This window comes from Erythrobacter ramosus (genome assembly GCF_009828055.1).
Classification (GTDB): Bacteria; Pseudomonadota; Alphaproteobacteria; order Sphingomonadales; family Sphingomonadaceae; genus Erythrobacter; species Erythrobacter ramosus.
The window spans coordinates 168,359-194,271 of record NZ_WTYB01000001.1; the positions used below are offsets into that span (position 1 = coordinate 168,359).

Annotated in this window: 29 protein-coding genes; 16 read left to right on the forward strand and 13 right to left on the reverse strand. The window is 64.4% G+C overall.

Annotation, left to right across the window (positions count from 1 at the left end):
- Positions 1-24: 24 nt before the first annotated feature.
- Positions 25-654, reverse strand: coding sequence for a Tim44/TimA family putative adaptor protein (locus tag GRI59_RS00835; RefSeq protein WP_160760360.1), 630 nt, complete (start codon positions 652-654; stop codon positions 25-27).
- 296 nt (positions 655-950) lie between these two features.
- Here GRI59_RS00835 and secB point away from each other — a divergent pair, with 296 nt between their 5' ends.
- From secB to GRI59_RS00855, 4 genes are all read left to right on the forward strand, one after another.
- On the forward strand, positions 951-1,496 hold the full coding sequence (gene secB, locus GRI59_RS00840) for a protein-export chaperone SecB (RefSeq protein ID WP_160759318.1): 546 nt from the start codon (positions 951-953) through the stop codon (positions 1,494-1,496).
- A gap of 29 nt (positions 1,497-1,525) precedes the next feature.
- A complete protein-coding gene (murJ, locus tag GRI59_RS00845) occupies positions 1,526-3,145 on the forward strand; it encodes a murein biosynthesis integral membrane protein MurJ (protein ID WP_160759319.1) in 1,620 nt (539 codons plus the stop codon).
- Position 3,146: 1 nt separating this feature from the next.
- The gene (gene trpS, locus GRI59_RS00850; RefSeq protein ID WP_160759320.1) at positions 3,147-4,166 is read left to right on the forward strand and encodes a tryptophan--tRNA ligase; all 1,020 of its coding nucleotides are present in this window, start codon (positions 3,147-3,149) and stop codon (positions 4,164-4,166) included.
- A 134-nt stretch (positions 4,167-4,300) separates the two neighbouring features.
- Positions 4,301-4,969: a DUF4136 domain-containing protein gene (locus GRI59_RS00855; RefSeq protein ID WP_237440631.1), complete on the forward strand. Its 669-nt coding sequence runs from the start codon at positions 4,301-4,303 to the stop codon at positions 4,967-4,969.
- A gap of 100 nt (positions 4,970-5,069) precedes the next feature.
- Here the strand turns inward: GRI59_RS00855 and GRI59_RS00860 are convergent, their stop codons facing one another.
- The 6 genes from GRI59_RS00860 to GRI59_RS00885 form a co-directional block, all read right to left on the reverse strand.
- Positions 5,070-5,327: a YjhX family toxin gene (locus GRI59_RS00860; protein WP_160759322.1), complete on the reverse strand. Its 258-nt coding sequence runs from the start codon at positions 5,325-5,327 to the stop codon at positions 5,070-5,072.
- Between the two features lie 187 nt (positions 5,328-5,514).
- On the reverse strand, positions 5,515-5,967 hold the full coding sequence (dut, locus tag GRI59_RS00865; RefSeq protein ID WP_160759323.1) for a dUTP diphosphatase: 453 nt from the start codon (positions 5,965-5,967) through the stop codon (positions 5,515-5,517).
- 34 nt (positions 5,968-6,001) lie between these two features.
- Complete coding sequence (locus tag GRI59_RS00870; protein ID WP_160759324.1) at positions 6,002-7,693, reverse strand: bifunctional phosphopantothenoylcysteine decarboxylase/phosphopantothenate synthase; 1,692 nt, start codon at positions 7,691-7,693, stop codon at positions 6,002-6,004.
- Positions 7,694-7,766: 73 nt separating this feature from the next.
- Positions 7,767-8,900 (reverse strand): hypothetical protein, encoded by a 1,134-nt coding sequence (locus GRI59_RS00875; RefSeq protein ID WP_160759325.1) that lies wholly within the window; start codon positions 8,898-8,900, stop codon positions 7,767-7,769.
- The gene (gene ubiB, locus GRI59_RS00880) at positions 8,897-10,453 is read right to left on the reverse strand and encodes a 2-polyprenylphenol 6-hydroxylase (protein ID WP_160759326.1); all 1,557 of its coding nucleotides are present in this window, start codon (positions 10,451-10,453) and stop codon (positions 8,897-8,899) included. Before ubiB ends, GRI59_RS00875 begins: the two co-directional genes overlap by 4 nt.
- A gap of 3 nt (positions 10,454-10,456) precedes the next feature.
- A complete protein-coding gene (locus GRI59_RS00885; protein ID WP_160759327.1) occupies positions 10,457-11,212 on the reverse strand; it encodes a class I SAM-dependent methyltransferase in 756 nt (251 codons plus the stop codon).
- 56 nt (positions 11,213-11,268) lie between these two features.
- On the opposite strand from GRI59_RS00885, the gene mutM reads away from it, so the two are divergent.
- The 5 genes from mutM (at position 11,269) to GRI59_RS00910 (ending at position 15,729) form a co-directional block, all read left to right on the forward strand.
- Positions 11,269-12,084 (forward strand): bifunctional DNA-formamidopyrimidine glycosylase/DNA-(apurinic or apyrimidinic site) lyase, encoded by an 816-nt coding sequence (gene mutM, locus GRI59_RS00890; protein WP_160759328.1) that lies wholly within the window; start codon positions 11,269-11,271, stop codon positions 12,082-12,084.
- A 152-nt stretch (positions 12,085-12,236) separates the two neighbouring features.
- Positions 12,237-12,497 carry a 30S ribosomal protein S20 gene (gene rpsT / locus GRI59_RS00895; protein ID WP_160759329.1) on the forward strand — a complete coding sequence of 87 codons (261 nt, stop codon included), beginning with the start codon at positions 12,237-12,239 and terminating at the stop codon, positions 12,495-12,497.
- A gap of 518 nt (positions 12,498-13,015) precedes the next feature.
- A complete protein-coding gene (gene dnaA / locus GRI59_RS00900; protein ID WP_160760361.1) occupies positions 13,016-14,419 on the forward strand; it encodes a chromosomal replication initiator protein DnaA in 1,404 nt (467 codons plus the stop codon).
- A 111-nt stretch (positions 14,420-14,530) separates the two neighbouring features.
- Positions 14,531-14,959 carry a DUF983 domain-containing protein gene (locus tag GRI59_RS00905; RefSeq protein ID WP_160759330.1) on the forward strand — a complete coding sequence of 143 codons (429 nt, stop codon included), beginning with the start codon at positions 14,531-14,533 and terminating at the stop codon, positions 14,957-14,959.
- A complete protein-coding gene (locus GRI59_RS00910) occupies positions 14,956-15,729 on the forward strand; it encodes a HesA/MoeB/ThiF family protein (RefSeq protein ID WP_160759331.1) in 774 nt (257 codons plus the stop codon). The genes GRI59_RS00905 and GRI59_RS00910 overlap by 4 nt, the downstream gene beginning before the upstream one ends.
- On the opposite strand, the gene GRI59_RS00915 is transcribed toward GRI59_RS00910, so the two are convergent.
- On the reverse strand, positions 15,718-16,419 hold the full coding sequence (locus GRI59_RS00915) for an NAD-dependent deacylase (protein WP_160759332.1): 702 nt from the start codon (positions 16,417-16,419) through the stop codon (positions 15,718-15,720). The two genes, GRI59_RS00910 and GRI59_RS00915, sit on opposite strands and share 12 nt — an antisense overlap.
- Before the next feature lie 120 nt (positions 16,420-16,539).
- Between GRI59_RS00915 and dapB the strand changes: the two genes are divergently transcribed.
- From dapB to GRI59_RS00940, 5 genes are all read left to right on the forward strand, one after another.
- Positions 16,540-17,268: a 4-hydroxy-tetrahydrodipicolinate reductase gene (gene dapB, locus GRI59_RS00920; protein ID WP_160759333.1), complete on the forward strand. Its 729-nt coding sequence runs from the start codon at positions 16,540-16,542 to the stop codon at positions 17,266-17,268.
- 72 nt (positions 17,269-17,340) lie between these two features.
- Entirely contained in the window at positions 17,341-18,513 is a 1,173-nt protein-coding gene (locus GRI59_RS00925) for a M48 family metallopeptidase (protein WP_183363559.1), read from the forward strand.
- Positions 18,510-19,151, forward strand: coding sequence for an endonuclease III (gene nth / locus GRI59_RS00930; RefSeq protein WP_160759334.1), 642 nt, complete (start codon positions 18,510-18,512; stop codon positions 19,149-19,151). The genes GRI59_RS00925 and nth overlap by 4 nt, the downstream gene beginning before the upstream one ends.
- A gap of 53 nt (positions 19,152-19,204) precedes the next feature.
- Entirely contained in the window at positions 19,205-19,813 is a 609-nt protein-coding gene (locus tag GRI59_RS00935; RefSeq protein WP_160759335.1) for a thermonuclease family protein, read from the forward strand.
- Between the two features lie 98 nt (positions 19,814-19,911).
- Complete coding sequence (locus GRI59_RS00940; RefSeq protein WP_160759336.1) at positions 19,912-20,325, forward strand: hypothetical protein; 414 nt, start codon at positions 19,912-19,914, stop codon at positions 20,323-20,325.
- 16 nt (positions 20,326-20,341) lie between these two features.
- On the opposite strand, the gene GRI59_RS00945 is transcribed toward GRI59_RS00940, so the two are convergent.
- Together GRI59_RS00945 and dapE are read right to left on the reverse strand one after the other, a co-directional pair.
- Positions 20,342-21,673 (reverse strand): dicarboxylate/amino acid:cation symporter, encoded by a 1,332-nt coding sequence (locus GRI59_RS00945; protein ID WP_160759337.1) that lies wholly within the window; start codon positions 21,671-21,673, stop codon positions 20,342-20,344.
- Between the two features lie 34 nt (positions 21,674-21,707).
- A complete protein-coding gene (gene dapE, locus GRI59_RS00950; protein ID WP_160760363.1) occupies positions 21,708-22,859 on the reverse strand; it encodes a succinyl-diaminopimelate desuccinylase in 1,152 nt (383 codons plus the stop codon).
- Positions 22,860-22,888: 29 nt separating this feature from the next.
- On the opposite strand from dapE, the gene GRI59_RS00955 reads away from it, so the two are divergent.
- On the forward strand, positions 22,889-23,356 hold the full coding sequence (locus tag GRI59_RS00955) for a cupin domain-containing protein (RefSeq protein ID WP_160759338.1): 468 nt from the start codon (positions 22,889-22,891) through the stop codon (positions 23,354-23,356).
- Complete coding sequence (locus GRI59_RS00960; RefSeq protein WP_337190212.1) at positions 23,353-23,964, forward strand: LysE family translocator; 612 nt, start codon at positions 23,353-23,355, stop codon at positions 23,962-23,964. Before GRI59_RS00955 ends, GRI59_RS00960 begins: the two co-directional genes overlap by 4 nt.
- 7 nt (positions 23,965-23,971) lie before the next feature.
- On the opposite strand, the gene GRI59_RS00965 is transcribed toward GRI59_RS00960, so the two are convergent.
- The 3 genes from GRI59_RS00965 to GRI59_RS00975 form a co-directional block, all read right to left on the reverse strand.
- Positions 23,972-24,634 (reverse strand): glutathione S-transferase family protein, encoded by a 663-nt coding sequence (locus tag GRI59_RS00965; RefSeq protein WP_160759339.1) that lies wholly within the window; start codon positions 24,632-24,634, stop codon positions 23,972-23,974.
- 349 nt (positions 24,635-24,983) lie between these two features.
- Positions 24,984-25,343 (reverse strand): hypothetical protein, encoded by a 360-nt coding sequence (locus GRI59_RS00970; RefSeq protein WP_160759340.1) that lies wholly within the window; start codon positions 25,341-25,343, stop codon positions 24,984-24,986.
- Positions 25,340-25,870 (reverse strand): DNA adenine methylase, encoded by a 531-nt coding sequence (locus GRI59_RS00975; protein WP_160759341.1) that lies wholly within the window; start codon positions 25,868-25,870, stop codon positions 25,340-25,342. The genes GRI59_RS00970 and GRI59_RS00975 overlap by 4 nt, the downstream gene beginning before the upstream one ends.
- Positions 25,871-25,913 lie beyond the last annotated feature (43 nt).

Below are 25,913 nucleotides of genomic sequence, written 5' to 3' on the forward strand. Positions count from 1 at the left end.
GTCGGGGCATCAGGCCCCGGTTGGTCAGCCTTCGTCGGTTTCGTCGAGCAGCCAGTTGGGATCGCGCGCGTTGATGTTGCGCGAGAAGGTCCAAACGTCACGGCTTTCGACTGCATCATCAAGCGACCCGGCGATAACAGTGCCTTCCTTGTCGCGGGTCACAGCAGCGATATCGGCGACAAACAGCAACGCGATGCGCGCCATCTTGCCATCGAGCGAGGCCGAATGGATCCGCACTTCCTCAACGCGGATCAGCGTGTTTTCCATCGTTTCGCCTGCCGCCTCGCGCGCATCGATGGCGGCGATGAAACCTGCATAGACATCATCGTCGCACAATTCGCGCAGGGTCTCACGGTCGCTCTTCCAGAAGGCTTCGAGCGTCATGCGATAGGCACCGCGTGCGCCTTCGAGGAATTGGGCAAGGTTGAACTTGCTGTCGGCCGCGGCGATTTCACGCAGGCCGCGCTCAACCGCAGGCATGACGCCTTCGAGCTCCACCGGGCGCGGCGGTGCCACGGCCGCCGGCATCGCTGCGGGACGGATCCCGGCGGGCTTGTCATCCGATTCGAAGCGCTGCGGCACTGGCTCTTCTTCCTGCTCCGCCCGGCGTCCGAGCACCGAATAGAGGCGCAGGCCGAGAAACGCGGCGACCATGGCGAGGAGAACGATTTCGAGCACAGCAACAATTCCGATCTTCGTACAGGGCGAAAGCTCAGCTACGGCGCAGCTTGGCCCAAGGACGCCTACACTGCCTTAAATGGGTATCGATTACAATTCGCCAACGCCCAATAGGTTGCTGCCCGGGTCGAATCTTTCGCCCTATCCCGGCGCGCGTGCCTGCGGTTGCGGGCTGGCCGCACCCCTGCTAGGCGCACGCCGGAGCAGCCCTCGCATGCACAGCGTGCGTCAGGCGCACATCCTGTTACCCATTTTGAAAGACAAGTGACACCATGTCCGACGAAGAAGGCGTCCTCACCAATCTCGACACCATGAACGCCGGCGGGCCGCAGCCCAATGGGGAAGACACGTTGCCGGCGGTCGGGATCATCACGCAATATGTGAAGGACCTCTCGGTCGAAAACCCCAGCGCGCCGGACGTGTTCCAATGGGCCGAACCGCCGCAGATCGACGTGCAGTTCAACATCGGCAGCGAAGTGATCGGCACCGACGTTCACGAAGTGACACTGAAGCTGACACTGACCGCCACCTCGGAACGTGGTACCATGTATATCGTCGATCTGGCCTATTCTGGCCTCGTCGGCATGCGCAACCTGCCCGAGGATCAGGCCCACGCCTTCCTCTACGCTGAAGCACCCCGCTTGCTATTCCCCTTCGCCCGCCGCGTCGTTGCCGATGCCGTGCGCGATGCCGGGTTCCCGCCGCTGATGGTCGATCCGGTCGACTTCAACGGGCTCTACGCACAGCAGCTTGCCGCGCGCCGCGCCGAAGAAGCCGCCGGGGGCAAACCGATTTCCCCGGTGACAGGCAACGCCTGACATCCTGACCACAGCGGTCGCGGCCAGCCATGAGCCTGCTTAGAAACGTCGGCACGATTGGCGGGCTGACTGCGGTAAGCCGGGTGTTCGGCTTTGCCCGCGATATTCTTCTCGCCCGCGTGCTGGGCGCGGGGATGGCGGCTGACGCGTTCCAACTGGCCTTCACCCTGCCCAACACCTTCCGCCGCTTGTTCGCGGAAGGCGCGTTCAGCGTCGCCTTCGTGCCGCTCTACAGCCGCGCGCTGCATGGCCGCGATGGCGAGCCGGGCAGCGAGGAGGCCGCGGAAAAGTTCGCCGACGATGTGCTGAGCGTGTTCGTCTGGGTGCTTTTCGCGTTCAGCGGCATCTGCATGGTGTTCATGCCGGCTATCGTCTGGGCGCTGGCGAGCGAATATGGCGACGTTCCGGGCAAGTTCGAACTTTCGGTGTTTCTCAGCCGGGTGACCTTCCCGTATTTGTTCTTCATCAGCTTGGTCGCAATGCTTTCGGGCCTGCTCAACGCGCGGTCACGCTTTGGCCCCGGAGCGGTCGCTCCGGTGCTGCTCAACATCTTCCTGATTTCCGGCATCCTGCTGGGCGACCATTGGCGCGGGACGAGCGGCGATGATGTGGTCGTGGTGCAGGTATTGGCCGCCGCAGTCTCATTGTCCGGCTTTGCGCAGCTGCTCTATCTGGCGTGGGAGACGCGGCGCGCCGGGGTAAAGCTGAAGGTTCAACTGCCGCGCGTCACGCCCGAGGTGAAGCGGCTCGGCCTGCTGATCCTGCCAGCAACCTTCGGGGCCGGGATTTACCAGATCAGCCAGCTGGTTGATACGTTCTTTGCGACTTCGCTGCCGCAGGGCTCGCTGACTTTGCTGAAGCTTGCCGACCGCTTGAACCAGATGCCGCTCGGGATCGTCGGAATTGCACTGGGCACGGCAATCCTGCCGATGCTGAGCCGCCACATCCACACCGGCGATCAAGCCGAGGCACAGCGCTTGCAGGGCAATGCCTTTGAAATCGCGACGCTGCTGACCCTGCCCGCCGCCGCTGCCCTGGCGGTGTGTGCACCGGCGTTCTGCACCGCCTTCTTCGTCGGCGGCAAGTTCACGGCAACCGACGGCGCGCTGATGGCGCAGATCGTGGTCGCGCTGGTTGCGGGCCTACCTGCTTACGTGATCGTCAAGGTGCTGAACCCCGGTTTCTTTGCGCGTGAAGATACCCGCACCCCGGTGTGGACTGCACTCGCTTCGTTGATCTTCAACGTCGCACTCAATTTGTATGTGGTGAACCGCTTCGGGATCGTCGGGCTGGCTGCAGCGACCGCCGCCTCGGCCAGCCTCAATTGCGTGCTACTCTACATCATCCTCCACCGCCGTGGGTGGTTTCACTTCACTCCCAAGCTTATCAGCCGAGTCGCACGGCAATTGCTGGCGACGGGCGCGATGACCGGGGTGTTGTGGTACCTGGTGCCGCTGATGGCGGAACGCTATGGCGCAAGCCTGATCGAGCGCGTCTGGTCGCTCGGCGTGCTGGTGGCCGCTGGCGGTGCGATGTTCTTTGCCGCAGCGTTTGTGTTTGGCGCGCTCGACAAGGACCTGCTCGCCCAGCTACGGCGCAGGAAGCCGGCCCGCACCAAGGCCGATGACAAGATACTAGAGGTTGAGTGACATGCGCGTCGTTTCCGGCATCCAGCCCACGGGCAAGCCCCATCTCGGCAATTATCTCGGCGCGATCCGCAATTATGTGGCGCTGCAGGATGATGCCCATGCTGCGGGCGGCGAATGCCTGATCTTCATCGCCGATCTCCATGCCCTGTCGATGGCGCATGATCCGGCCGAACTGCGGTCCTCGACCCTTGAACTGGTGGCGACGCTGGTGGCCTGCGGGCTCGATCCCGACAAGGCGATCCTGTTTAATCAGGCGCAGGTCCCGCTCCACCCAGAGATGCAATGGCTGCTTAACGGCACGGCCCGGATGGGCTGGCTGAACCGCATGACCCAGTGGAAGGACAAGGCGGGCAAAAACCGCGAGGGCCAGTCGGTCGCGCTGTTCACCTACCCGGTGCTGCAAGCCGCCGACGTACTGCTGTATCAGGCGACCCATGTGCCTGTGGGCGAGGATCAGAAGCAGCATCTGGAGCTGGCCCGCGACATCGCGCAGAAGTTCAATAATGACTTCGGCACCGAAGACGCGCCAATCTTCACCCTGCCCGATCCGATCATCCCGAAGGAAGCGGCGCGGATCATGTCCCTGCGCGACGGTTCGGCCAAGATGTCAAAGTCCGATCCCAGCGACATGAGCCGCATCAACCTCTCGGACGATGCCGACACGATGGCGCAGAAGGTGAAGAAGGCGAAGACCGATCCCGAACCGCTGCCGTCAGAGGAAGCGGGGCTGGCTGACCGGCCCGAGGCGAAGAACCTCGTCGGCATTTACGGCGCGCTCGCCGGGCAGTCGGCGGCTGAGGTGCTCGCGCAATTTGGCGGGCAGGGTTTCGGCGCGTTCAAGCCTGCGCTGGCTGACCTGCTCGTCGCCAAGCTCGGCCCGATCCGTGACCGCTTCGTCGAGTTGAAGGACGACAGCGAAGCGCTCGACGCGATCCTCGCGCGGGGCGCTGCCAAGGCGCGCGAACGCGGCAAGCCGACACTCGATGCGGCCTACCGTGCATTGGGATTAGTGCGGCACTGATTTCACGAGTCATTTGCGACGAGCCGAGGCGCAGCAACGGCGAATATTCAATCGTCGTTCATGCCCGTGCAATATGATATCACACGCTAACACCATTGCTTTCATTGCAATGGAAACCAGACAAGGGTTGTGTCATGTTATCTCCTATGTCTTCGATCAAATCTCTCACCCGCTTCGCCCTTCCGGTCGCTCTCGCAATCGGGCTGTCGGCCTGTGCCACCCCGTTCAAGGCCGATGTGTCGCGCTTTGCCGCGCCGCTGCCTGCGCCGCAGGGCCAGTCCTTCGCGGTCGTGCCGGAAGATCCCAAGCTTGCGGGCGGGCTCGAATTTGCCACCTATGCCAACTCGGTCGCGGCCGAGATGCAGGAATTGGGCTACACCCGCGCCGCTACGCCTGAGAGCGCGGACTTGCTGGTGCGCTTCGACTACCGCGTCGATGGCGGGCGTGAACGCGTGCGGACCGATTTTAACGGTGTCGGCGCAGCTGGCTTTGGTCCGTGGGGCCGGTGGGGCGGCTGGGGCGGCGGCGGCTGGGGCCTCGGCTTCAACGATCCGTTCTTCGGCGGCCCGGACGTGCGCAGCTACACCATCTACACCAGCGGCATCGACCTGAAGATCGACCGCGCCGCAGATGGCCAGCGCCTGTTCGAAGGCAAAGCCGAAGCGGTCTCGCGCTCGAACCGCCTCCCGCGCCTCGTGCCCAATCTGGTGGACGCGATCTTCACCGGCTTCCCCGGCAATTCGGGCGAAACCCTGCGGATCACCATCCGCGATGACGAAAAGACCGTGCGCCCTACGGATTGATGGTGTAAGGCTACTCGCAAGAGACCCTTGGACGGGAAAAGAGAAGGCGGCGCAGGGGATCGCGCCGCCTTTTTTTGTGCCTGTTTTCGGCGCTCTCCTGTTAACGATTGTCCAACTGCGCCCGGACCGCCGCCAGCCCTTCACGGGTGATGCGATAGGGTTGTCCGGCCATGCTCCGGATCAGCCCCCGGCGGCGCAACCGATTGAAGATCGACAGGCTGCAATCGGTCAGGCGAAAGCCATCGCGGTTGTAGCAGTCGACTTCGATTACCTTGCCGTGTGCGTCGCGCAGGTAACGGATCATGCCGCCCTGCGCGAGCACGTGCAGCACGCGCTGCTCGTGTTTCGAGATGTTCAATGGAAGTGTCCTGAGAAGAAATGCTGACAGGCGCCGGGGCGAGCCTTGCTCACGGCGGCGACACGATCAGCCTTGTGCGCGGGTCAAACCGCGCCAAGGCTCGTCAGCGGATCACATTCTCGGACATGGTGGTTCCAACAGGAAGGAAGGCCGGCAGTGTGCTGCGCGCGGCGCGCGGCGTCAAGCCTCAGAGCGCCGCATGCCCCCCAGTCGAACCAAACCCGCCCTCGCCCCGCTCGGTGGCGTCCAGTTCCGCAACCTCGCTCCATGCCGCCTGCACCACCGGCGCCAGCACCAGTTGCGCCACCCGGTCACCGCGGGCGATGGCGAAAGGCTCGACGCCGTGGTTGATCAGGATCACCTTCAGCTCGCCCCGATAATCGCTATCGATCGTACCGGGAGTGTTGGGGACGGTAATGCCGTGCTTCAGCGCGAGGCCTGATCGCGGACGCACCTGAATCTCAAAGCCCTCGGGAATCGCCAGCGCGAGCCCGGTCGCCACCGCATGGCGCGCGCCCGGAGCGATGGTGACGTCCTCGGCGCTCACCACATCCATCCCCGCTGCGCCACTAGTGGCATAGGCGGGGAGCGACAGACCTGCGCCGTGTGGCAGGCGCTTCACTTCGACGGAAATACTCATTCTGCGCTACCGCCTTCGGCTACTTGAGCGCGGCTCACTCGGCCGCTTCCACCCGAAACACCGCCGCGATGCGTTCGGCCAGGGCCATCGCCACCGCGCTCTTGGGCATTTCGTCGAGCACCTCGATCCCGTCACCGCTGACGATGGTGACGCGGTTACGATCCCCGCCCATCACATCGCCGCTAACGTCATTGGCGACGATCCAGTCGGCGCTCTTGCGCTTGCGCTTTGCCTTGGCGTTTTCGAGCACGTTGTCGGTCTCGGCCGCAAAGCCGATCACCAACGCAGGTCGCCTAGTGCCGCCTGCGACATTGGTGAGGATGTCGGGGTTTTCGGTCAGCATCAGCGCCGGCGGGGCATCGCCGCGCTTCTTGATTTTCTCACCGCGATATTCCTTGGGCCGCCAATCCGCGACCGCAGCGACCATCACCGCCACATCAGCAGGCAGCGCGCGCCTGACCGCTTCGGCCATGTCGCGCGCGCTTTCGACATCGACGCGGCGCACCCCGGCGGGCGTCTTGAGCGCCACCGGCCCTGCCACCAGCGTAACCCGCGCGCCCAGCGCAGCAACGGCTGCGGCGATGGCAAAGCCCTGCTTGCCGCTCGAACGGTTGGCGATATAACGCACCGGATCAATCGCTTCCCACGTCGGCCCGGCGGTAACCAGCACATGCCGCCCGACAAGCGGGCGATGCGAAGCGGCGATGCCGAAATCAGCCCCTTCGGTCACTGCGCCAAGATCGGCTTCGACTTCCTCGGGCACTTCGGGCGCCAGGAATTCGGATTCGGGCGGAGCCTTGCGCTCATCAACTTCGTGGTTGATCGCCCCGAAATCGACGGGCGGTGCGGAATTGGCCTTGCCCTTGCGTGCCAGCAGCGGCCCGTCAAAGTCCGGCGCGAATTCGGGCGCGGGTTCTTCCTCGGGCGGGAGGAGTTCTTCCGCCTCGGGATCGGGCAGGTCTTCGTATTCGGCTTCGATTTCGTCGTGGGTGCGCTTCGCCGTCGAGCGCGGGATGATGCGCGAGAAGAACCCGCCCAGCCCGCCTGCGGGCATGGCGGCGCTGCCATCGTCCTCTTCCTCAGGCTCAAGCGCTTCGACTTCGAACGTCGGCGGCGCCAGGCGGCGTGCCGGCGGTTCGAGCAATTGCGGTTCGGGCACAAGGATTCCGAAATGCCCGGCAATCGCGCGCCAGATCGCCTCAGGCTCGGGCAGACGGCCATAGCCGAACTCGCCGCAGGCCATCGGGCCTTCTTCGGGGTTCAGCACATTGACGCCCGCAGCCTTGAGCAAGGCGATGTTACGCTGGGTCGCCCCATGCTCCCACATCCGCACATTCATCGCCGGCACGGCCATCACCGGCTTGTCGGTGGCGAGGATCAGCGTGGTGGCCAGATCATCGGCGATGCCGGTCGCCATCTTGGCAAGCAGATCGGCAGTCGCCGGACAGACGACCACCAGATCGGCCTCACGCGAGAGCTGGATATGGCCCATCTCAGCCTCGTTCTTGAGGTCGAACAGGTTGGTGTAGACCTGATTCTCGGACAATGCGGCCAGCGACATGGGGGTGACGAATTGCTGCCCGCCCTTGGTGACGACGCAGGTGACGTCGCCGCCGCCCTTGCGGATCAGACGCACCAACTCGCAGGCCTTGTAGGCCGCGATCCCGCCGCCCACGACCAGCAGGATGCGAGGGTGTTTGCCCGCTTTCGCCTCCTGTGTGCTCATCTTGCCTCTCGCCTCTCGCGCCACGCTGTAGGGTGCCAGCCATAATGCAAGCAACACCCATCGCAAAGCTTGGTTAAGTTTGCCTTGATGCCCGCCCCGCCGCGCTTTGGAATAAATCAAATAGCCCGCGCGGGGCAAAAGCGAGACCGACGCCATAGGCCGGTAACGCCAATTGTACCCAGTAGAAATTCTCCGGCCGCGCAAACAACGCCATCATTGTGAACAGGCCTGCAAACCACAGCAGCGCAAACAACCCGATCCGCCCGCCAATCGCAGCCCAGCCGACCAGCGGCAGGATCGCAAGCGGCGCAGCGAGGCTGACGGGCAAGAGCCGCAGTCCAGTGAGATGCGCCAGCGCGGTCAGGGGGAGGCGATAGCCCGCCAGCGCGCTCCACCCTTGCGAGGCCAGATCACCCGGCACGCGTCCGGCTTCGACGGCGGCGAAATGCAGCGCCATCCCGCCTGCGAACAACGCTAGCAGCACCGCCACGGCGCCTGCCTCGCGCCAACGTTGCTCCGCCAGCGCGAAGGCCAGCCACAGGAGCACGAATGGCGCTGCCAATTCGCGAACGGCCAGCGCCAGCGCCGCCGCCAGCAGCGCCGGCAACCAGCGATTCCGGCGATAGAGCAGCAGCGCCAGTGTCAGGCACAGGCCTGCGGAAAAATCATGATCCAGCCCCGCGACCGGGTTCAGGGCCGCGCCCCCGCCCAGCGCCAGCAGCACGCTCGCTCCCACCCGCTCGGGCCATGCGGCGAGCGGCGCTTCCCGGCGATTGAGTGCCCACAGGCACGCCAGCACCAACGCCATTTGCGCATAGCGAACCCCGTCCACCCCGATCACAGCTTGCAGCATTGCCAGCGTCGGTAGGCGCACCGCAACAAAGGGGCGGGTTGGGTAATGGCCGGCGCGCTGCTCGTCCAAGGCGGCCGAGTAATAGCCCTCACCCGCCGTCACGCGCGCGGCGATGCGGGCGTAGAGCGCCATATCGCCTTTGGCCCGGCCCTGTGGGTTCGGGCATATGGAAGGCATTGCGGCGACAGATGCGCGTTCAGGCTGATCTCCCGGCGCAGTCGCCAACGCGCTCCACCCCATTGCTGCAGCCAGCAGCGCCAGCGCCAGCGCCGCCGCCCAACGCGGCAGATGCGCAAACGGACGGCCAAGCGCGTCCCACCGCTCGGTAAGCGATGGGAAGGCGTCGAGCCTCATCCGATCCAGCCGAGCGCCATTGCCCCCCACACCGCGCCCGCTCCGGCAAGGCCCGACAGGACGTAGCCGAGCCAGCCACGGCCCTCACGCTTGTCGGTGATGAGCGGGATATGCGGCAGCGGCGGCGTTTCGGGCGCGCCGCCCTTGGGCGGGTATTTCTCTTCCAGCCGCCGGATCAGACCGGGGAGGCGGAACAGGGTCTCGGCATCTGTCTTCAGCCGGTCAGCTAGCGCAGCCTCCGGGCCTAGTTCATCGCGAATCCAGCTGCGGACGTAGGGCGCGGCGGTGTCCCACATGTTGATGTCGGGATTAAGCTGCGTGGCGATGCCTTCGACCATCACCATCGTCTTTTGCAGCAGCAACAGGTGCGGCTGGGTCTGCATGTCGAAATCGCGGGTGATGGCGAACAGCCCGTCGAGCATCTGGCCGACAGAGAGCTCCTTCACCGGCTTGCCGCGCATCGGCTCACCAACGGCCCGCAGCGCGGTCGCGAATTCGCCGACCGAGTGATAGCTGGGCACATATTGCGCTTCGAAATGGATTTCGGCGACGCGCTGGTAATTGCCCGTTGTCAGCCCGTAGAGGATCTCGGCCAGCCACTGGCGCGCGCGCCGGTCGATCCGGCCCATGATCCCGAAATCGATGGCGACGATGGTGCCGTCGTCCTCCACGAACAGGTTGCCCTGATGCATGTCGGCATGGAAGAATCCGGCGCTGATCGCCTGCGTCAGGAAGCTGATCACCAGCCGCTCGGACAATTCGGCAAAATTATGCCCGCGCGCCCGCAATTCATCGACGCGGCTGATCTTGATTCCGTCGATCCATTCGATCGTCAGCACCCGGCCATTGGTGCGGTCCCAGTCGATGCCCGGGATGCGGTAGCCGGGCACGCCCGCCATCTGCTCGGCGAGTTCGGAGGCCGATGCCGCCTCGCGCCGCAGGTCGAGTTCGGAATTGGTCCAGCGCTTGAAATTGGCGATGGTGAGGCGCGGACGCAGGCGCGAGAACTCCCCGCCCATCGCCTCGACATGGGCCGCGGCCCATTCATAGGTGGTGATATCGCGGGCGAATTTTTCGCGGATGCCGGGGCGCAGCACCTTGACCGCGACCTTGCGGCCTTCGGTGGTGATGGCCTTGTGGACCTGCGCAATCGACGCCGCGCCGACGGGTTCCGGGTCGATTTCGCTGAACAGCTTGTCGATCGGTTGGCCGAAGCTCGATTCAATCGCCGCCTTGATCTGGGAAAACGGCACCGGCGGCAGACTGTCTTGAAGGCTTAGCAGGTTGTTTGCCGCTTCCTCGCCCACCAGATCAGGGCGCGTGGCAAGCGATTGCCCGAGCTTGATCGCCGCAGGCCCAATCGCGCGGAAGGCCCCGGCATAATCGCGCGGGCCGTTCTTGCCCGTCAGTGTCGCCAACCGCGCCAGCCGCACCAGCTGGCGCAAGGCGACAGGCGCATTGGGATCATTCTCGATCCCCACCAGCGCGCGGCGGCGGGCCAGCGTCACGCCCCAGCGGGCGAGGCGGATCAGGTGGACGGCAGAGGTGGTCACGCCCTAGATCTTCCACCCCGAATGGATCGCGACCAGCCCGCCCATGATCGGCTCGACCTTGGTGTTGGCGAAACCGGCGGCGCGGATCATCTGTTCGAAGGCGGGCATCGGCGGGAACTTGCGAATCGATTCGGCAAGATAGCGGTAGGAATCCGCATCGCCGGCAATCGCCTGCCCCATGCGCGGCAGCAGATGTTCGGAATAGATATCATATGCCTCCTTCAGCCCCGACCATTCGACGGTCGAGAACTCAAGGCAGAAGAACCGCCCGCCCGGACGCAGCACGCGCAGCGCTTCGGTCAACGCGCGGTCGATATGGGTCACGTTCCGGATGCCGAAGGCGATGGTGTAGGCATCGAAGGTGTTGCTGGCGAAGCTCACGCTTTCAGCGTTCTGGCAGGTGAAGACGAGGCTGCCGTCATTTTCATCAAATCCGCGTTCCAGCGCACGCTCCGCGCCCACATCGAGCATGTCCTGATTGATATCGGCCACCGTGATGTGCGCCCCGCGGGCCGCCATGCGGAAAGCGATGTCGCCGGTGCCACCCGCCATGTCGAGGATCTGTTCGCCCGGCTGCGGCTTGACCCGCTTCACGAAGCGGTCCTTCCACAGCCGGTGCATCCCGCCCGACATCGCATCGTTCATGATGTCGTATTTGCGCGCGACGCTGGAGAAGACCTCGCCGACCTTGCGGGTCTTTTCTTCCGGAGTGACCTGGGTGTAGCCGAAGGAGACGGTGTCGTCAGTGCTCTGTGTCATGCCCGGCTCCCTAGAGACAATTGCCGCCCGCGCAAAGGGTGTTAGAGGAAGCTCAAATGCCTGAGCTCCCCGAAGTAGAAACAACCGTCCGCGGCCTTGCAAAGTTCCTCGAAGGCGAGCGGATCACGCGCGTCGTCTTGAACCGCGCCGACCTGCGCCGCCCCTTCCCCGCCGATCTGGTCCAGGTGATGACCGGCGCCACGGTCAGCACACTCTCGCGCCGCGCCAAATATGGGTTGATACATCTCGATCGCGGGGCGACGATGATCTTCCATCTCGGCATGAGCGGGCGCTGGCGGATCGACCCGGAAACGCCCGAGACGCATGATCACCTGCTGCTGGAGACCGCGCACCACAGTTTCGCCCTGTGTGATCCGCGCCGATTCGGCTCGGTCGATCTGGTGCAGACCGGCGCGCTCGACCTCTGGCCGCAATTCGCCGCGCTCGGGCCGGAGCCTCTGGGCCCGGGGCTGAGTGTCAGTCATCTGAAGGCGGCGCTGAAGGGCAAGACCCAGTCGATCAAGCTGTGCCTGCTCGATCAGCGCATCGTGGCAGGCCTCGGCAATATCTATGTGTGCGAGGCACTGTGGCGCGCCGGCATCCATCCCACCAAACAGGCGGGCAAGGTCACGCAGGCCCAGCTGACGCGGCTGGTGCCCGCCATCATCGCGGTGCTCGAAGCATCGATCCGTGACGGCGGCTCGACCTTGCGTGACTATGCCGCGCCGAGCGGCGAGCTGGGCTATTTCGCGAGCAGCTTCGATGTTTATGGGCGCGATGGCCAACCGTGCCGCCGCGACGATGGCGGGGTGATCGAACGGATTGCCCAAGGCGGACGCAGCACCTGGTTCTGCCCAGTGTGCCAGAAATAAGGGAGAATCGTTGACCTTCGGAGCAGTTCTGACTATGCGCGCTGCTTTCCGGCGGTTGGGCCCTGCGTCCGCTCGCCCGTTTTCGAGCAAACCGTCACCAATTTCTCGGCTGCCTCAAGCGGCCTGAACCAAACGCGAGACAGACACGAATTATGGCAAACACGCCGCAAGCCAAGAAGCGCATCCGTCGCAACACCGCCCGCGCCGAAATCAACGGTGCGCGCATCAGCCGCATCCGCAGCTTCATCAAGAAGGTCGAATCGGCCTGTGAAGCGGGTGACAAGGAAGCAGCTGCGGTTGCCCTCAAGGCGGCCCAGCCGGAAATGGCCCGCGGCGTTGCACGCGGCGTGCTGCACAAGAACACCGTGGCCCGCAAGCTCTCGCGTCTGACGCGCCGAGTCGCCACCCTCTGATTCGATTCGTCACGCTTCCGTCTTCCATGCCCAGCGCATGACGACGGAAAGCCGGGACCTCGCAAACCGTTCGGGCCGTGCTCAATGAGCGCGGCCCGTTTCGTTTGCGACAAATGCAACCGTGCAGACTCCCAGAAATGTCAGGATTCACCACGATTCGCGGCCTGTGGAGCATGATTGCGCAGGAAAACCAATCACTTCAACGTAAGTCTGCGGGTCAGCGGTGAGTCAACAGGATTATTTCACTTTTTTTAAAAGTCCTCGCTTGCGCAAAAGGCCGCAGAGTTCTTTAGATCAGGCTCACCCGGCGCGGGACAGCCCGGGCGCTTTTACAACTTGGCCGACAGGGGGGAACTCCGGAATCCTCGATTCCGGGGCTGGGATGGTTAAGCCTGTCGCATCGGGATGAAAAGGTCTGTGAGCCGCACGGCTCGGCAGGCTAAGGTTGAATTGGGGAAGAGCTTGTGCACAGGACTGACAAGGCGCGGACGGGTGGCCGCCAGGCCGATGAACATCTGATGGAAGATTCCGAAGCTGTAAATCTCGCCGCGGACTGGTCCGATATCAGTCAGGGCTTGCGCAAGGATCTGGGGCACCAGCTGCACAGCCAGTGGATCAAGCCGATCCAGCTTGGCGCGCTGAACCGCGAGACCGGCGCTCTCGATCTTTACCTTCCGACCGAATTTTCGGCCAACTGGGTGCGTGATCGCTTCCATGACCGTCTGCAACTCGCCTGGAGCATCGCGCGCAGCGAAGTGCGCAAGGTCAATATTGTCGTCCACCCAGGCCGCCGCCAGCTGCCCGACCTGCGCCTAGACGATGGCCGCCGCCCCGCCAATGACGGCGCGAGCGCGATTGCATTGGCCGCGGGCGCGATGGGTGATGCGAACTTCACCTCTTCGGTCGGGCTTGATCCATCGCTGACTTTTGCTGCCTTCGTCACGGGTGAGGCCAACATCCTCGCCTGCAATGCGGCGCAGCGCATGGCGGCACTGGAACAGCCGCAATTCTCGCCGCTGTACCTCAAGGCGGCAACCGGTCAGGGCAAGACCCACCTGCTCCACGCGATAGGCCATGCCTATCTCCAGACCCATCCGCGCGCGCGCATCTTCTACTGCTCGGCCGAGCGCTTCATGGTCGAATTCGTCCAGGCGCTGAAGTCGAGCCAGACGATCGAATTCAAGGCGCGGCTACGCAGCTTCGATCTGCTGCTGGTGGACGATATCCAGTTCATCATCGGCAAGGCGAGCGCGCAGGAAGAACTGCTCTACACGATCGACGCGCTGTTGGCCGAAGGCAAGCGGCTGGTCTTCGCCGCCGACCGCGCCCCGCAGGCGCTCGACGGGGTCGAGCCGCGCTTGCTCTCGCGCCTGTCGATGGGTCTGGTGGCTGACATCCAGCCCGCCGATATTGAGCTGCGCAAGAAGATCCTCGTCTCCAAGCTGACCCGCTTTGCCCCACTGAATGTGCCCGAAGACGTGGTCGATTTTCTTGCTCGTACCATCACTCGCAATATCCGCGAGCTGGTCGGCGGCCTCAACAAGCTGATCGCCTATGCCCAGCTGACCGGGCAGGACGTGTCGTTGCAGCTCGCCGAAGAGCAGTTGACCGATATCCTTTCGGCCAACCGCCGCCGGATCACCATCGACGAGATCCAGCGCACCGTCTGCCAGTTCTACCGCATCGACCGTTCGGAAATGAGCAGCAAGCGCCGCGCCCGCGCGGTGGTCCGTCCGCGTCAGGTGGCGATGTATCTGTCCAAGGTGCTGACCCCGCGCAGTTACCCGGAAATCGGGCGCAAGTTCGGCGGGCGCGATCACTCAACCGTGATCCACGCGGTGCGCTTGATCGAAGACCTGCGCCAGCGTGATGCCGACATGGATGGCGACGTGCGCAGCCTGCTGCGGCAGCTCGAAAGCTGAGGCCGCGAAGGTCAATTCGCACATAATCTGCCCAAGCTTTGCACTGCACTTTCGACAGGCCTATCCACAGGCCTGTCGACAGGCGGTGCACAGGTTGTAAACAGCCTGTCCATGCCTTCTCAGCGCCTTTCTCCCGACCTGATCGACCTGCCCAAGGGCTGGGTTCCCGCATTGGTGAGGGGTCTGCGCGGCAAGTGCCCGCGCTGCGGAGAAGCGGCGCTGTTCCGCAAATGGCTCAAGCCGGTCGATCGCTGTCCGCACTGCAAACAGGACTGGTCGGTCCAGCAGGCCGACGATTTTCCCGCCTACATCGGCATCTTCGTGGTCGGCCACCTGCTCGCGCCGGTGGTGATTGCGATGATCGGGACCTTCGGGATGAGCGCTTGGCTGACACTGGCGATCATTCTGCCGGTGGCGATCGTGATGTTGCTGGTCACGCTCCAGCCGACCAAGGGCGGTGTGATTGGCTTCCTGTGGTGGCACGGTATTGGCGCCTTCCGGCAGGAGCGGCGTGCTGAAACGCCCAAGGACGCGGAATGACGCTCTCCTCCGCCCGGCTTGACCGTTTCGCTCGCCATATCGTGCTGCCCGAAGTCGGCGGTGCGGGACAGGTGCGGCTGGCGGCGTCGCGGGTCGCAGTAATCGGACTGGGTGGTATCGGAAGCCCCGCGCTACAATATCTCGCTGCGAGTGGAATCGGGCACCTCGCGCTGGTCGATAATGACGTGGTCGATGTCTCGAACCTCCAACGCCAGACGATCTTCACCACCCGCGATGTCGGTTACGGCAAGGCGGTCTCGGCCCGGCGCTGGCTCGCCAATTTCGACGATTCGCTGAGCGTCGATGTTTCCGACGCGCGGATCACGGCTGACAACGCCGCCAGTCTGATCGCAGGCGCCGACGTGGTGCTCGATGGCACCGACAATTTCGCGACGCGCCTCGCCGTATCGGACGCCTGCGTTGCAGGAGGCATTCCGCTGCTGTCCGCTGCCGTGGGCCGGTTTCAGGGTCAGGTCGCGGCCTTCGCGGGCCACTTGCCGGGCGCAGCCTGCTACCGCTGCTTCGTCGGCGATGCCTTCGATGCCGAGGATTGTGACACCTGCGCGGATGATGGGATGCTCGGCGCGATGGCGGGCTGGGCGGGCACCTTCGCGGCGCTGCAAGCGATTAAGGTCCTGCTGGCAGGCGTGAGCGGGTTGGGCGATCCGGGCTGGGGCAAGTTGCATATCCTCGACGGGCTCGAACCCGGGATGCGCACGATCCGGATCGCGAAAGACCCGACCTGCAAGGGCTGCGGATCAACCGCCTAGCACCTCGGCGACCCATGCCGGCACCAGCGCACTTGCCGGCCCCAGACGCGTTTCGTGGAACATCCGCGAGCCCTCGCTCGGCTCGAGATTAAGTTCGAGCGTGCGCGCGCCAGCCGCCCGCGCTTCTTGGACGAAGCCCGCCGCCGGATAGACCGCGCCCGATGTGCCGATGCTGACGAACAGGTCGCAGGTCTCGAGCGCCTGATAGATCCGGCCCATCTGGTAGGGCATCTCGCCGAACCACACGACATCGGGGCGCAGGGTCGGCGCGCGGCAAACGGGGCAGGGTGGGCGCTCGATCATAGTGCCATGCCACGGCGAGCGGGTCTCACAGGACTGGCACAGCGCGCTCTTCAACTCCCCGTGCATGTGCAGCACCCGCGCCGAGCCACCACGTTCGTGCAGGTCATCGACGTTCTGAGTGATCAGCAGCAGCTCGCCCGCGAATTCCCGCTCCAGCCGCGCGAGCGCTTCGTGCGCCGGGTTCGGCTCAACCACCGCCAAGGCCGCGCGGCGCATGTCGTAGAAATTGAGCACGAGATTGGGGTTGCGCGCGAAGCCCTCGGGCGTGGCGACGTCTTCGACCCGGTGCTGTTCCCACAGCCCCCCCGCCGATCGGAAGGTGTCGATCCCGCTCTCGGCCGAAATCCCTGCGCCGGTGAGGATGACGATGCTGCGGGTTGCCGCCATGTCTTTCCCTTGTCGTCACCCTGAACTTGTTTCAGGGTCCATCGCTCAACGAGCTCAGGTTCCACCTAGACGCGGGATGGATGCTGAAACAAGTTCAGCATGACGAAGTAGGGGTAAGATATGCTGCAATTCGGGGTGATCGGGCACAAGGGCCGGATGGGGCAAGCGCTCGAAGCGGCGATTGCCGACGCAGGCCACGTGCTGTGCGTGGGCGTGGATGCCGGAGGCAGCATTGGGCCTTATGCGAGCCAGTGCGACGTGCTGGTCGATTTTTCTGCACCCGACGCGCTAGCGGCGAATCTCGGCGCGGCGCGGGTGGCAGGCAAGCCGATTGTCGTGGGCACCACCGGCCTTGAGGAGCAACATTTCGTCATGCTCGCCGAGGCCGCTCGGGCGGTGCCGGTGCTGCAATCGGGCAACTTCTCGCTCGGCGTGACGCTGATGGCGCATCTGGTGCGGGAGGCAGCCGCGCGGCTTGGGCCGGACTGGGATATCGAGGTGCTGGAGATGCACCACCGCATGAAGGTCGATGCACCGTCTGGCACCGCCAAGCTGCTGGGCGAGGCGGCTGCGGCGGGTCGAGGAATCGTGCTCGGCGACAATATGGAAAGCGGCCGCCACGGGATGACGGGCGCGCGGGCCGAGGGCGCGATTGGGTTCGCCACCTTGCGCGGCGGCACGGTGGCGGGCGAGCATTCGGTGATCTTCGCCGGTTCAGAAGAACGCTTGACCCTCTCCCACTCCGCAGAAAACCGCATGATCTTCGCGCGCGGGGCGGTGCGCGCCGGCGCGTGGCTCACCGGGCAAAGCGCCGGGCGCTACACCATGAACGATGTGCTCGGGCTCTGAGCCTTGACGGTCATGGCGCGCGGTGTATTGCCAAGATAATACACACAGATCCATAGGAGAGCGATCACCTTCATGTCCACCACCCTCACTCCCGCGCAGCAGGCCGCGCGGTTGGTCGACAGCCTTGGGCCAGACGCGCTCGCACAGGCGCAGGCCTACACCACCGGCAATCACTGGCTGCTGCTGCTGAATGTCGGCGTATCGTTGCTGGTGGCTGTCGTCATGGTACGCCTCAGGCTGCTCGACCGGATCGCCGCGCGGATGGAGGGGCGCCGTCTGTCGCTTTCGACCTTCACGGTCAGCGCCGCGTTCCTGCTGATCTCGACCATCATCACCCTCCCCTGGACCATCTACACAGATTGGTACCGGGAGCGGTCCTATGGTCTGTCCAGCCAGCCGCTCGGCGATTTCCTCGGTCAGATGGCAATCGGGGAACTGATCGGGACGGTGCTGGGCGGGCTGTTCCTCGTCGGGGTCTATGCCCTGATCCGCCGCACCGGCCAGCGCTGGTGGCTGTGGAGCGGCGGGCTGGCGGCCGTGGTGACGCTGCTGGCACTCCTCGCCGGGCCGCCCCTGATCGAGCCGCTGTTCAACGAATACAAACCGGTCCCAGCGGGCGAGGTGCGCACCGCGCTGGAGGAGATCGCGGATGATGTTGGCATCCCGCATGACCGCATCTTCATGTATGATGGCTCGCGCCAGTCCGATCGCTTTACTGCCAATGTCTCCGGCATCGGCCCCTCTGCCCGGATCGCGATTTCAGACGTTGCCCTCAAGCAGGCCTCGATCGCTGAAGTGCGCGCCGTGACCGGGCACGAGGCCGGGCATTACAAGCTTGGCCATGTGTGGCGCTATGCGGTGATCTTCCCGCTGCTGGCGATGGCGTTCTTCTTCCTGCTGGGCCGCCTGTTCGCCCCCGCCGCCCGATTGCTCGGGAATGACGCCCGGCTGGATGAACCGCGCGGCCTGCCGGTGTTTGCGGTGGTGGGATCGGTGCTGGGGTTGCTGGTCACCCCGCTCACCAACACGCTCACCCGCGTCGGCGAGACTGAGTCCGACCAATATTCGCTGATGACCGTGAACGAGCCGGATGCGCTCGCCACGGCTTTGGTGAAGACCGCCGAATACCGCTACCCGCGCCCGAGCGCGCTGGAAGAAGTGCTGTTCTACACCCACCCCTCGGTCGAAAAGCGCGCGCTTATGGCGATGGAGTGGAAGGCAGCACATCCCAAGGCCGGTGAATGACCAAAGACCAGATCTTCGAATTCTTCCGCCGCCTAGCCGAGGATAACCCCTCGCCCCAGACCGAGCTGGAATATGGCAATGCCTACCAGCTGCTCGTCGCCGTGGCGCTCAGCGCGCAAGCGACCGATATCGGCGTGAACAAGGCGACCCGCGCGCTGTTCGCCAAGGTTGAAACGCCGCAGCAGATGCTCGATCTCGGCGAAGATGGCCTGAAGGCGCACATCAAGACCATCGGCCTGTTCAACTCCAAGGCCAAGAACGTGATCGCGCTTTCGCAGATCCTCGTAGACGAACACGGCGGCGAGGTGCCCGATACGCGCGAGGCACTGGTGAAGCTCCCCGGTGTGGGGCGCAAGACGGCCAATGTGGTGCTCAATTGCTGGTTTGGGCAGGAGACCTTCGCGGTCGACACCCACATCTTCCGCCTCGGCAACCGCACCGGCATGGCCAAGGGCAAGACGCCTGACCATGTCGAAGCCAAGCTCGAAAAGCGCGTCCCCCAGCCCTTCCGCCGCGATTCGCACCACTGGATGATTTTGCACGGGCGCTATGTCTGCAAGGCGCGGACGCCCGAGTGCTGGCGCTGCAAGGTGGCCGATCTGTGCAGCTTCAAGAAAAAGGTGCTGGAGAAGAAATAGCGGTGACGCTTGGCATTGTGGAACCGCATTGCGCGATGATCTAGGCTGATCCGATGGCCCGCAAGCGTGACAATGTGGTGGTTTTCCGCAGACGTCGTTGGATGTCGCAGCCGCGCGGCTCGAACCAGCGACCACCCAAGCGGCCGGAGCAGCCAAAGCCACCAATGTCGTGGCGGCGAGCCCTGCACGAGACGCGCCCCTTTGTCCTCATGATTGCCTTGGCGACGATTTCCTACGTCACTGCGTTGCCGGGCGCCTATGAGCCGCCCGCCTTCCTGCAATCGGAACCCGAGCTGATCTCCGGCACATTCACGCGATGCGGCAAGGGCAGGGGATATTACTGCGTGATCGATGGCGACACGTTCCGCATCGGCAAGCGCAGCATCAGGGTTGTCGGGATCGATACGGCAGAGGTCGATGCGGGGTGCCCTGCCGAGGCAGAGCAGGCGGAACTGTCCACCGCAGCCCTGCAATCCTGGCTGAACCGCGGCCCTTTCGAAATGACGGCGCGCATCGACGAGCCGACCGATCGATGGGGACGTGAATTGCGCATCGTGAAACGGATCGAAGCCGATCAGCGCGTGAACCGTCTTGCGGACTGGATGCAAACCGAAGGCGGCGCACGCGACTATCTGGGCGGATGGCGTGCGGGATGGTGCTAGCGGAGACGGAGGGACGCGTGTCCGATAAACTCAGCGGGGATTAAGGCGCGGTTCAAGCGTTGGGGCGAAGATGCCCTCGCCCATTGGAGAAACCCGCCATGCTGTCACGCTGTCTCGCGCTCGCTCCGCTCCCCCTGATCCTCGCCGCCTGCGCGCCGACCGATCCCGCCGCCCGTGCCGATGCCGATGCGGCGCGCACGCCTGCGGTGAAGGTGCTGGGTGCCGGGCAGAACTGCATCGACCGATCGCAGGTGCGCGCCACCGTGGTGCGCACTGACCAAGTGATCGATTTCGAGATGAACGGGGGCAAGGTCTATCGCAGCACCTTGAAGAACCGCTGCCCCGGCCTCGGCTGGGACCGCGCGATCACTTACGAGACCTCAATCAACCAGCTGTGCACCCAGCAGATCGTCTACAGCCTCACCAACATCGGCGGCGTCCCCCAGCGCGGCGCGGGATGCTCGCTAGGCGAGTTTGTGCCGGTGGAGTATGTGAAGACAAGCAAGGACTGAGGGCGCGGGCGCCGCTTCAGCCCTTCCCATCCTCAAAATTGCTCTCGTCCAGTTCCAGCCCCGCGCGGCCATCGGCGGCGGTGTGGGCGGGTGCGTGGGGGTGGTCGACGTAGTCCGGCTCTTCCACCTCCAGCATCCCTTCCCACTTGGTGATGACCGCGGTCGCCACCGCGTTGCCGACCACGTTGGTGGCGGTGCGGCCCATGTCGAGGAACTGGTCAATCGCGAGGATGATCGCGACGCCCTCGACCGGCAGACCGAACATCGCCAGCGTCCCGGTGATCACCACCAGCGACGCGCGCGGGACAGCAGCGATGCCCTTCGACGAGATCATCAGCGTCAGCAGAATCATGATCTGCGTGCTGATGCTCAGGTCGATTCCATAAGCCTGCGCGATGAATAGCGTCGCAAAGCTCATATACATCATCGAGCCATCGAGATTGAACGAGTACCCCAGCGGCAGCATGAAGCCCGAAATCCGGCGCGGCACGCCGAAACGATCAAGCTGTTCGAACAGCTTGGGCAGCGCGGCTTCCGATGACGCCGTCGAAAAGGCGATCAACAGCGGCTGGCGGATGTAGCGGATCAGCGCCCAGATTCGCCGACCGAGGAACACCGCCCCCGCCCCGAGCAGAATCACCCACAAGAGCAGCAGCGAGAAATAGAACTCCACCAGTAGGGTCAGATAGGTGCCGAGGATCGCCAGCCCGCTTGCCGCCACCACGTTGGCGAGCGCACCGAAGACCGCGACCGGCGCATAGCGCATCACATAGCCGGTGACTTGAAGCATCATCTCGGCGAGGGCGTCCGCGCCCGTGACCAGCGCTTTCCCGCGCTCACCGATGGCCGACAGGGCCACCCCAGCGAAGATCGAGAAGACCAGGATTTGCAGGATATTGTTGGTAGCCAGCGCCTCGACCGCGTTCTTGGGGAAGATCGAGAGGATGAACTCGGTCGCCTTCAGCTCCTTGACCTCGCCCACCGAAGCAGCGGCTTCAGCGACGTCGGGGATCGGTGCGCCGATGCCAGGCTGGAACAGATTGACCAGCACCAGGCCCAGACCGATCGAGATGAGACTGGCGGTAATGAACCAAGTGAGCGCGCGCACGCCGATGCGGCCCAGCGCGGCGCTATCGCCCATATGCGCGATCCCCACCACGATGGTCGAGAGCACCAGCGGCGCGACCAGCATCTTGATGAGGTTCAGGAAGATGTCGCTCAACAGCTTGAACCACGGCGCGATCGATTCCTTGATCACGACCGCATCGACCATCTGGTTGAGCATCTGGCCGACGATCACGCCCAGCACCATGCCGGCGAGGATATAGAGAGTTAGCTTGCGGTCCATGATCTCAGGTTCTCTCCCCTGCGCCGCCGGGGCGCTAGTTTTCTGTCTCGGCGAGCGCCAATGCGGCCTTCGCGATCCGGGTATAGATGCGCGCCAGCGCCGCCAGATCGGGAATCGCCACCGCCTCGTCACGCTTGTGCATCGTCGCGTTGCACAGGCCGAATTCGATCACCGGGCAAACGCTGCGCAGGAACCGCGCGTCCGATGTGCCGCCGGTGGTGCTGAGTTCCGGGGCGATGCCAGTTTCGGCCTCGACCGCCGTGCTCACCAGCTTCGAGAAAGTCCCCGGCTCGGTCAGGAATGGCTCACCAGAGATGACGGGTCGCGCGCGTCCGCCGTGCTTTTCGGCAATGGCCATGACCCGCTCGGACAGGCTGTGGCCGGTGTGCAGATCATTGAAACGGATCGAGATGCGCGCGGCGCCCGCTGCCGGAATGACATTATGCGCGCGGTTGCCGACATTGATGTCGGTGATTTCGAGGTTGCTGGGCTGGAACCACTTGGTCCCGGTATCGAGCGTCAGCGAGTCCAGCTCGGACAGAATCGCGACTAGCTTGGGCAGCGGATTATCGGCCAGATGCGGATAGGCGACATGGCCCTGCGTGCCATCGACATCGATGAAGATGTTGACCGAACCGCGCCGCCCGATCTTCACCATATCGCCCAGACGGTTGACACTGGTGGGCTCGCCCACAAGGCAAAGGTCGGGCTGGATACCCTCGGCCTGCATGTAATCAATCAGCGCGCGGGTGCCATGAAGCGCGGGGCCTTCCTCGTCGCCGGTGATGATGAAGCTGATCGTGCCTGCCTCAGCCGGAACCTCGGCAACCGCGGCAACCATCGCGGCGATCGCCCCCTTCATGTCGACCGCGCCGCGTCCGTGGAGCAATTCACCGTGTTCGACCGGCATGAATGGGTCGGACGCCCAGCCTTCGCCCGGCGGCACCACATCGAGGTGTCCGGCAAAGGCGATGTGGCGCGAACCGTCCGGCCCAGCCCGCAGCGCGAACAGGTTCTCGACCGGGGCTTCGTCGCTCCCCTCCGGCCCGTCGCCCCGCACAAAGCGATGGACGGCGAACCCCAAGGGCGTAAGCATCGCTTCCAGTTCATCGAACACCGCGCCGGTCGCGGGCGTCACGGAGGGCGCGGCGATCAGGCGCTTGGCAAGGTCGGCTACGTCAAGCATCATTGCAGGCCTAGCAGGAGTTGCCGCCAATGCCCAAGCTCGATTGTGCCGCCATTCCCCAGACCAACGCGACCGGCTATCCGCCGCCCTTCGATGCCGCGGTCGAAGGGCGCTGGTATCGCCGCCTCGGCCCGCCAGCGGGACTGACTTTGATGGGGGCGAGCCATGTGACGCTGTTGCCGGGCGCTTTCTCGTCGCAGCGCCACTGGCACCGCGGGCAGGACGAGGTGGTGGTGATGCTAACGGGCGAGGCGGTGCTGATCGACGATGATGGCGAGACACCGGTCGGCCCGGGCGACATCCTCGCCTTCCCGGCGGGCGAGGCCAATGGGCACCACTTGCACAACCGCTCGGACAGCCCGTGCGTCTTCGTCGCCATCAGCGCTGGAGGGCGCGAGGACGACAGCGGCGAGTACTCCGACATCGACATGGTGTTCGACGCCGAAGGCTACGCCCACAAGGACGGCACCCGTTACGAGACCCAGCGCCTGCCGTGATCGATCTTGCCGGGTTTGCCCTCGCGGTGTTGCTGATCGAGCTGACCCCCGGCCCCAACATGGGCTGGCTGGTCACGCTGACGCTGGCCGAAGGGCGACGCGCCGGACTTGGCGCGATCATTGGCATTGCGCTGGGCCTCAGCGCCAATGCCGCGCTCAGCGTGCTCGCGGCGAGCATCATCCTTGCCCAAGGCCCGGCGCTCTCACAGGCCGTCTCGCTGCTGGCGGCGGCGATGATGGCGTGGCTGGCGTGGGAGGCATGGCGCGATTCCGGCGAGAGCTCGCCCACCGCGACCCCGCGCAATGCCAACCAGCGTCACGCGCTGGCAGGCTTTGCGATCAACCTCCTCAACCCCAAGTCAGCGCTGTTCTTCATCACCGTGATGCCGCAGTTCATCCCCGGCGGGCAGCCGCGCTTTGTGCAAGGCCTGACGATGGCAGCGATCAGCGTCAGCATCGCCACCGCGATCCACCTTGCGCTGGTGTTCGGTGCCGAGCAGGCGCGGGGTGTGCTGATGGCCAAGGCCCGCGCGCAAGTCGTGCGGCGGGTGTTGGCGATCGCAATGCTGGCGGTTGCCGCGTGGTTCGTGGCCAAGGCGCTGGGTTAGCCGCGCCTTAGACCGCCGCCTCCCACTGCTCGATCACCCATTCCTCCTGCTCGGCCGCAGTGATCCATTCGCGCATCCAGTCATGCTCCCAGATCGCCTGCATATAGGCCTGCGCGAAACCGGGAACGCCGATCCCATAGGTCACGAAACGGGTGACGATGGGCGCGTAGAAGATGTCCGCCGCGCCGAAGGTGCCGAACAGGTACGGCCCCGCGCTGCCATGACGCGCGCGCGCTTCGGCCCACAGCCCGAGGATGCGGACGACATCATGCTTGGCGCCGTCTGACAGGCCGGGAAGCTCCACCCGGCGGCGGATGTTCATCGGCAGCTCCTTGCGCAGCGCCTGATAGCCCGAGTGCATTTCCGCGACCATCGCCCGCGCCATGCCGCGCGCCGCTTCGTCCTTGGGCCAGAACCGCTCGCGCCCGACCTTGTCTGCGCAGTATTCGAGGATCGCGAGGCTATCCCACACCACCGCATCATCATCCCACAGCACCGGCACCTTGCCGCTGGACGGCTGCACCTCGCCCATGTCCTGCTTCATCCGGTCCCACTCTTCGCCGAGCAGCGGCACAGTGAGTTCGTCGAAATGCAGGCCCGATTGCTTGACCGCGAGCCAGCCGCGCAAGCTCCAGCTTGAGTAGTTCTTGTTACCGATGATCAGTTTCATGCCGCCGCGCGCTCCACCTTGCCGGGCTGTATCCGGCCCTTGCCCTAGTCGTTCATCCCGGCGCTGTCGACGCTGAACGATGAGACACGGGAGACACAGTCCAGAACGCAAAAACCCGCCCTGCCGAAACGCCTCGACCATGATTGTAGCGGGACACGAGGTTCTGGAGTCTTTGACAAGAGTTTCTGGAGCACTCAGCGCGGGTCTTGGGAAGCGGGGGCGCCCTGCGGCTGATCGGAGGAGCATGCTTCGGCGCGACCTCTCTCGCGCAGCCGAGCGAAGCGTCGCCGCACGGCAGCGCGTGCCAAGATCTTCGCTAACTCGATGATGGCGGGATGCGGCTGGCCGCTCATTGCAAGGTGAACGGCAATGCCTTCTCAGCCGCCCTCTTTACCGAATGCGCGACGCAAGATGGCCAGGCGAGGTAAGCCTCCCAGTTGAGGCGCTCGACCAGTAGATACCCTTCACAGGCGAGCCTATCTTCAACCTCGTTGGCCAGCCTTTTGGGATAGCGTTTGATGAGAGCGCGCCAGCGTCCGAAGTCGCTCCCATCATGATCATCAAGGACGCCGCGAAGCTCGTCCGATTCGACGACTGACCGGATTATCCGGGTCATCACATTGTTGGTGGCGAAGGCCTCACGGCCGAGCTCGATCACCATAATGTGTTCGAACTCGGCCCTGTCGATCAGATCAATGTTAGTCGTCATGGCCCTGAGATTATCAGCTCCCGCGCCGGAGTCACCTTCCCGCTCACCTGATAGTTGAGGGTAACCTCCTCCATCTCGAACCCTGCAAAGAGCGCGCGCACCTCGGGGCGGTCGTTGATCGACAATATAAACCGCCCCTGAAGCCCTCCTAAGAGGCCTCTCAGACGCTCGAAATCGGCCGCTGAGAAGATGTCCTTCCCATAGTCGTCAGTGTGCCCCCAGTACGGGGGATCGCAATAGAACAGCGTCCCCGGCCGGCTGTCGTACCGTTCGATGCAGGTGCCGAAGTCGAGGCATTCGATCAGCACGTCCTCAAGCCGCTCGTGCACCGCTTCCAGCATCGGCTCCAGCTTGCTGAGGCTCCAGCGCGGCCGGGCGAAATCGATGCCGAACGTGCGCCCCATCCCACCAAAGCCGGTCTTCTGAAGGTAGAGGAACCGGGCCGCCCGTTCGAGGTCGGTCAGCTGGTCGGCCGCCGTGGCGCGCAACCTGTCGAAGTCGGCGCGGCTGTAGAGCTGGAACTTCATCACATCGAGCAGCTGCTGGTAATGCTGTCAGGCCGACGAGGAA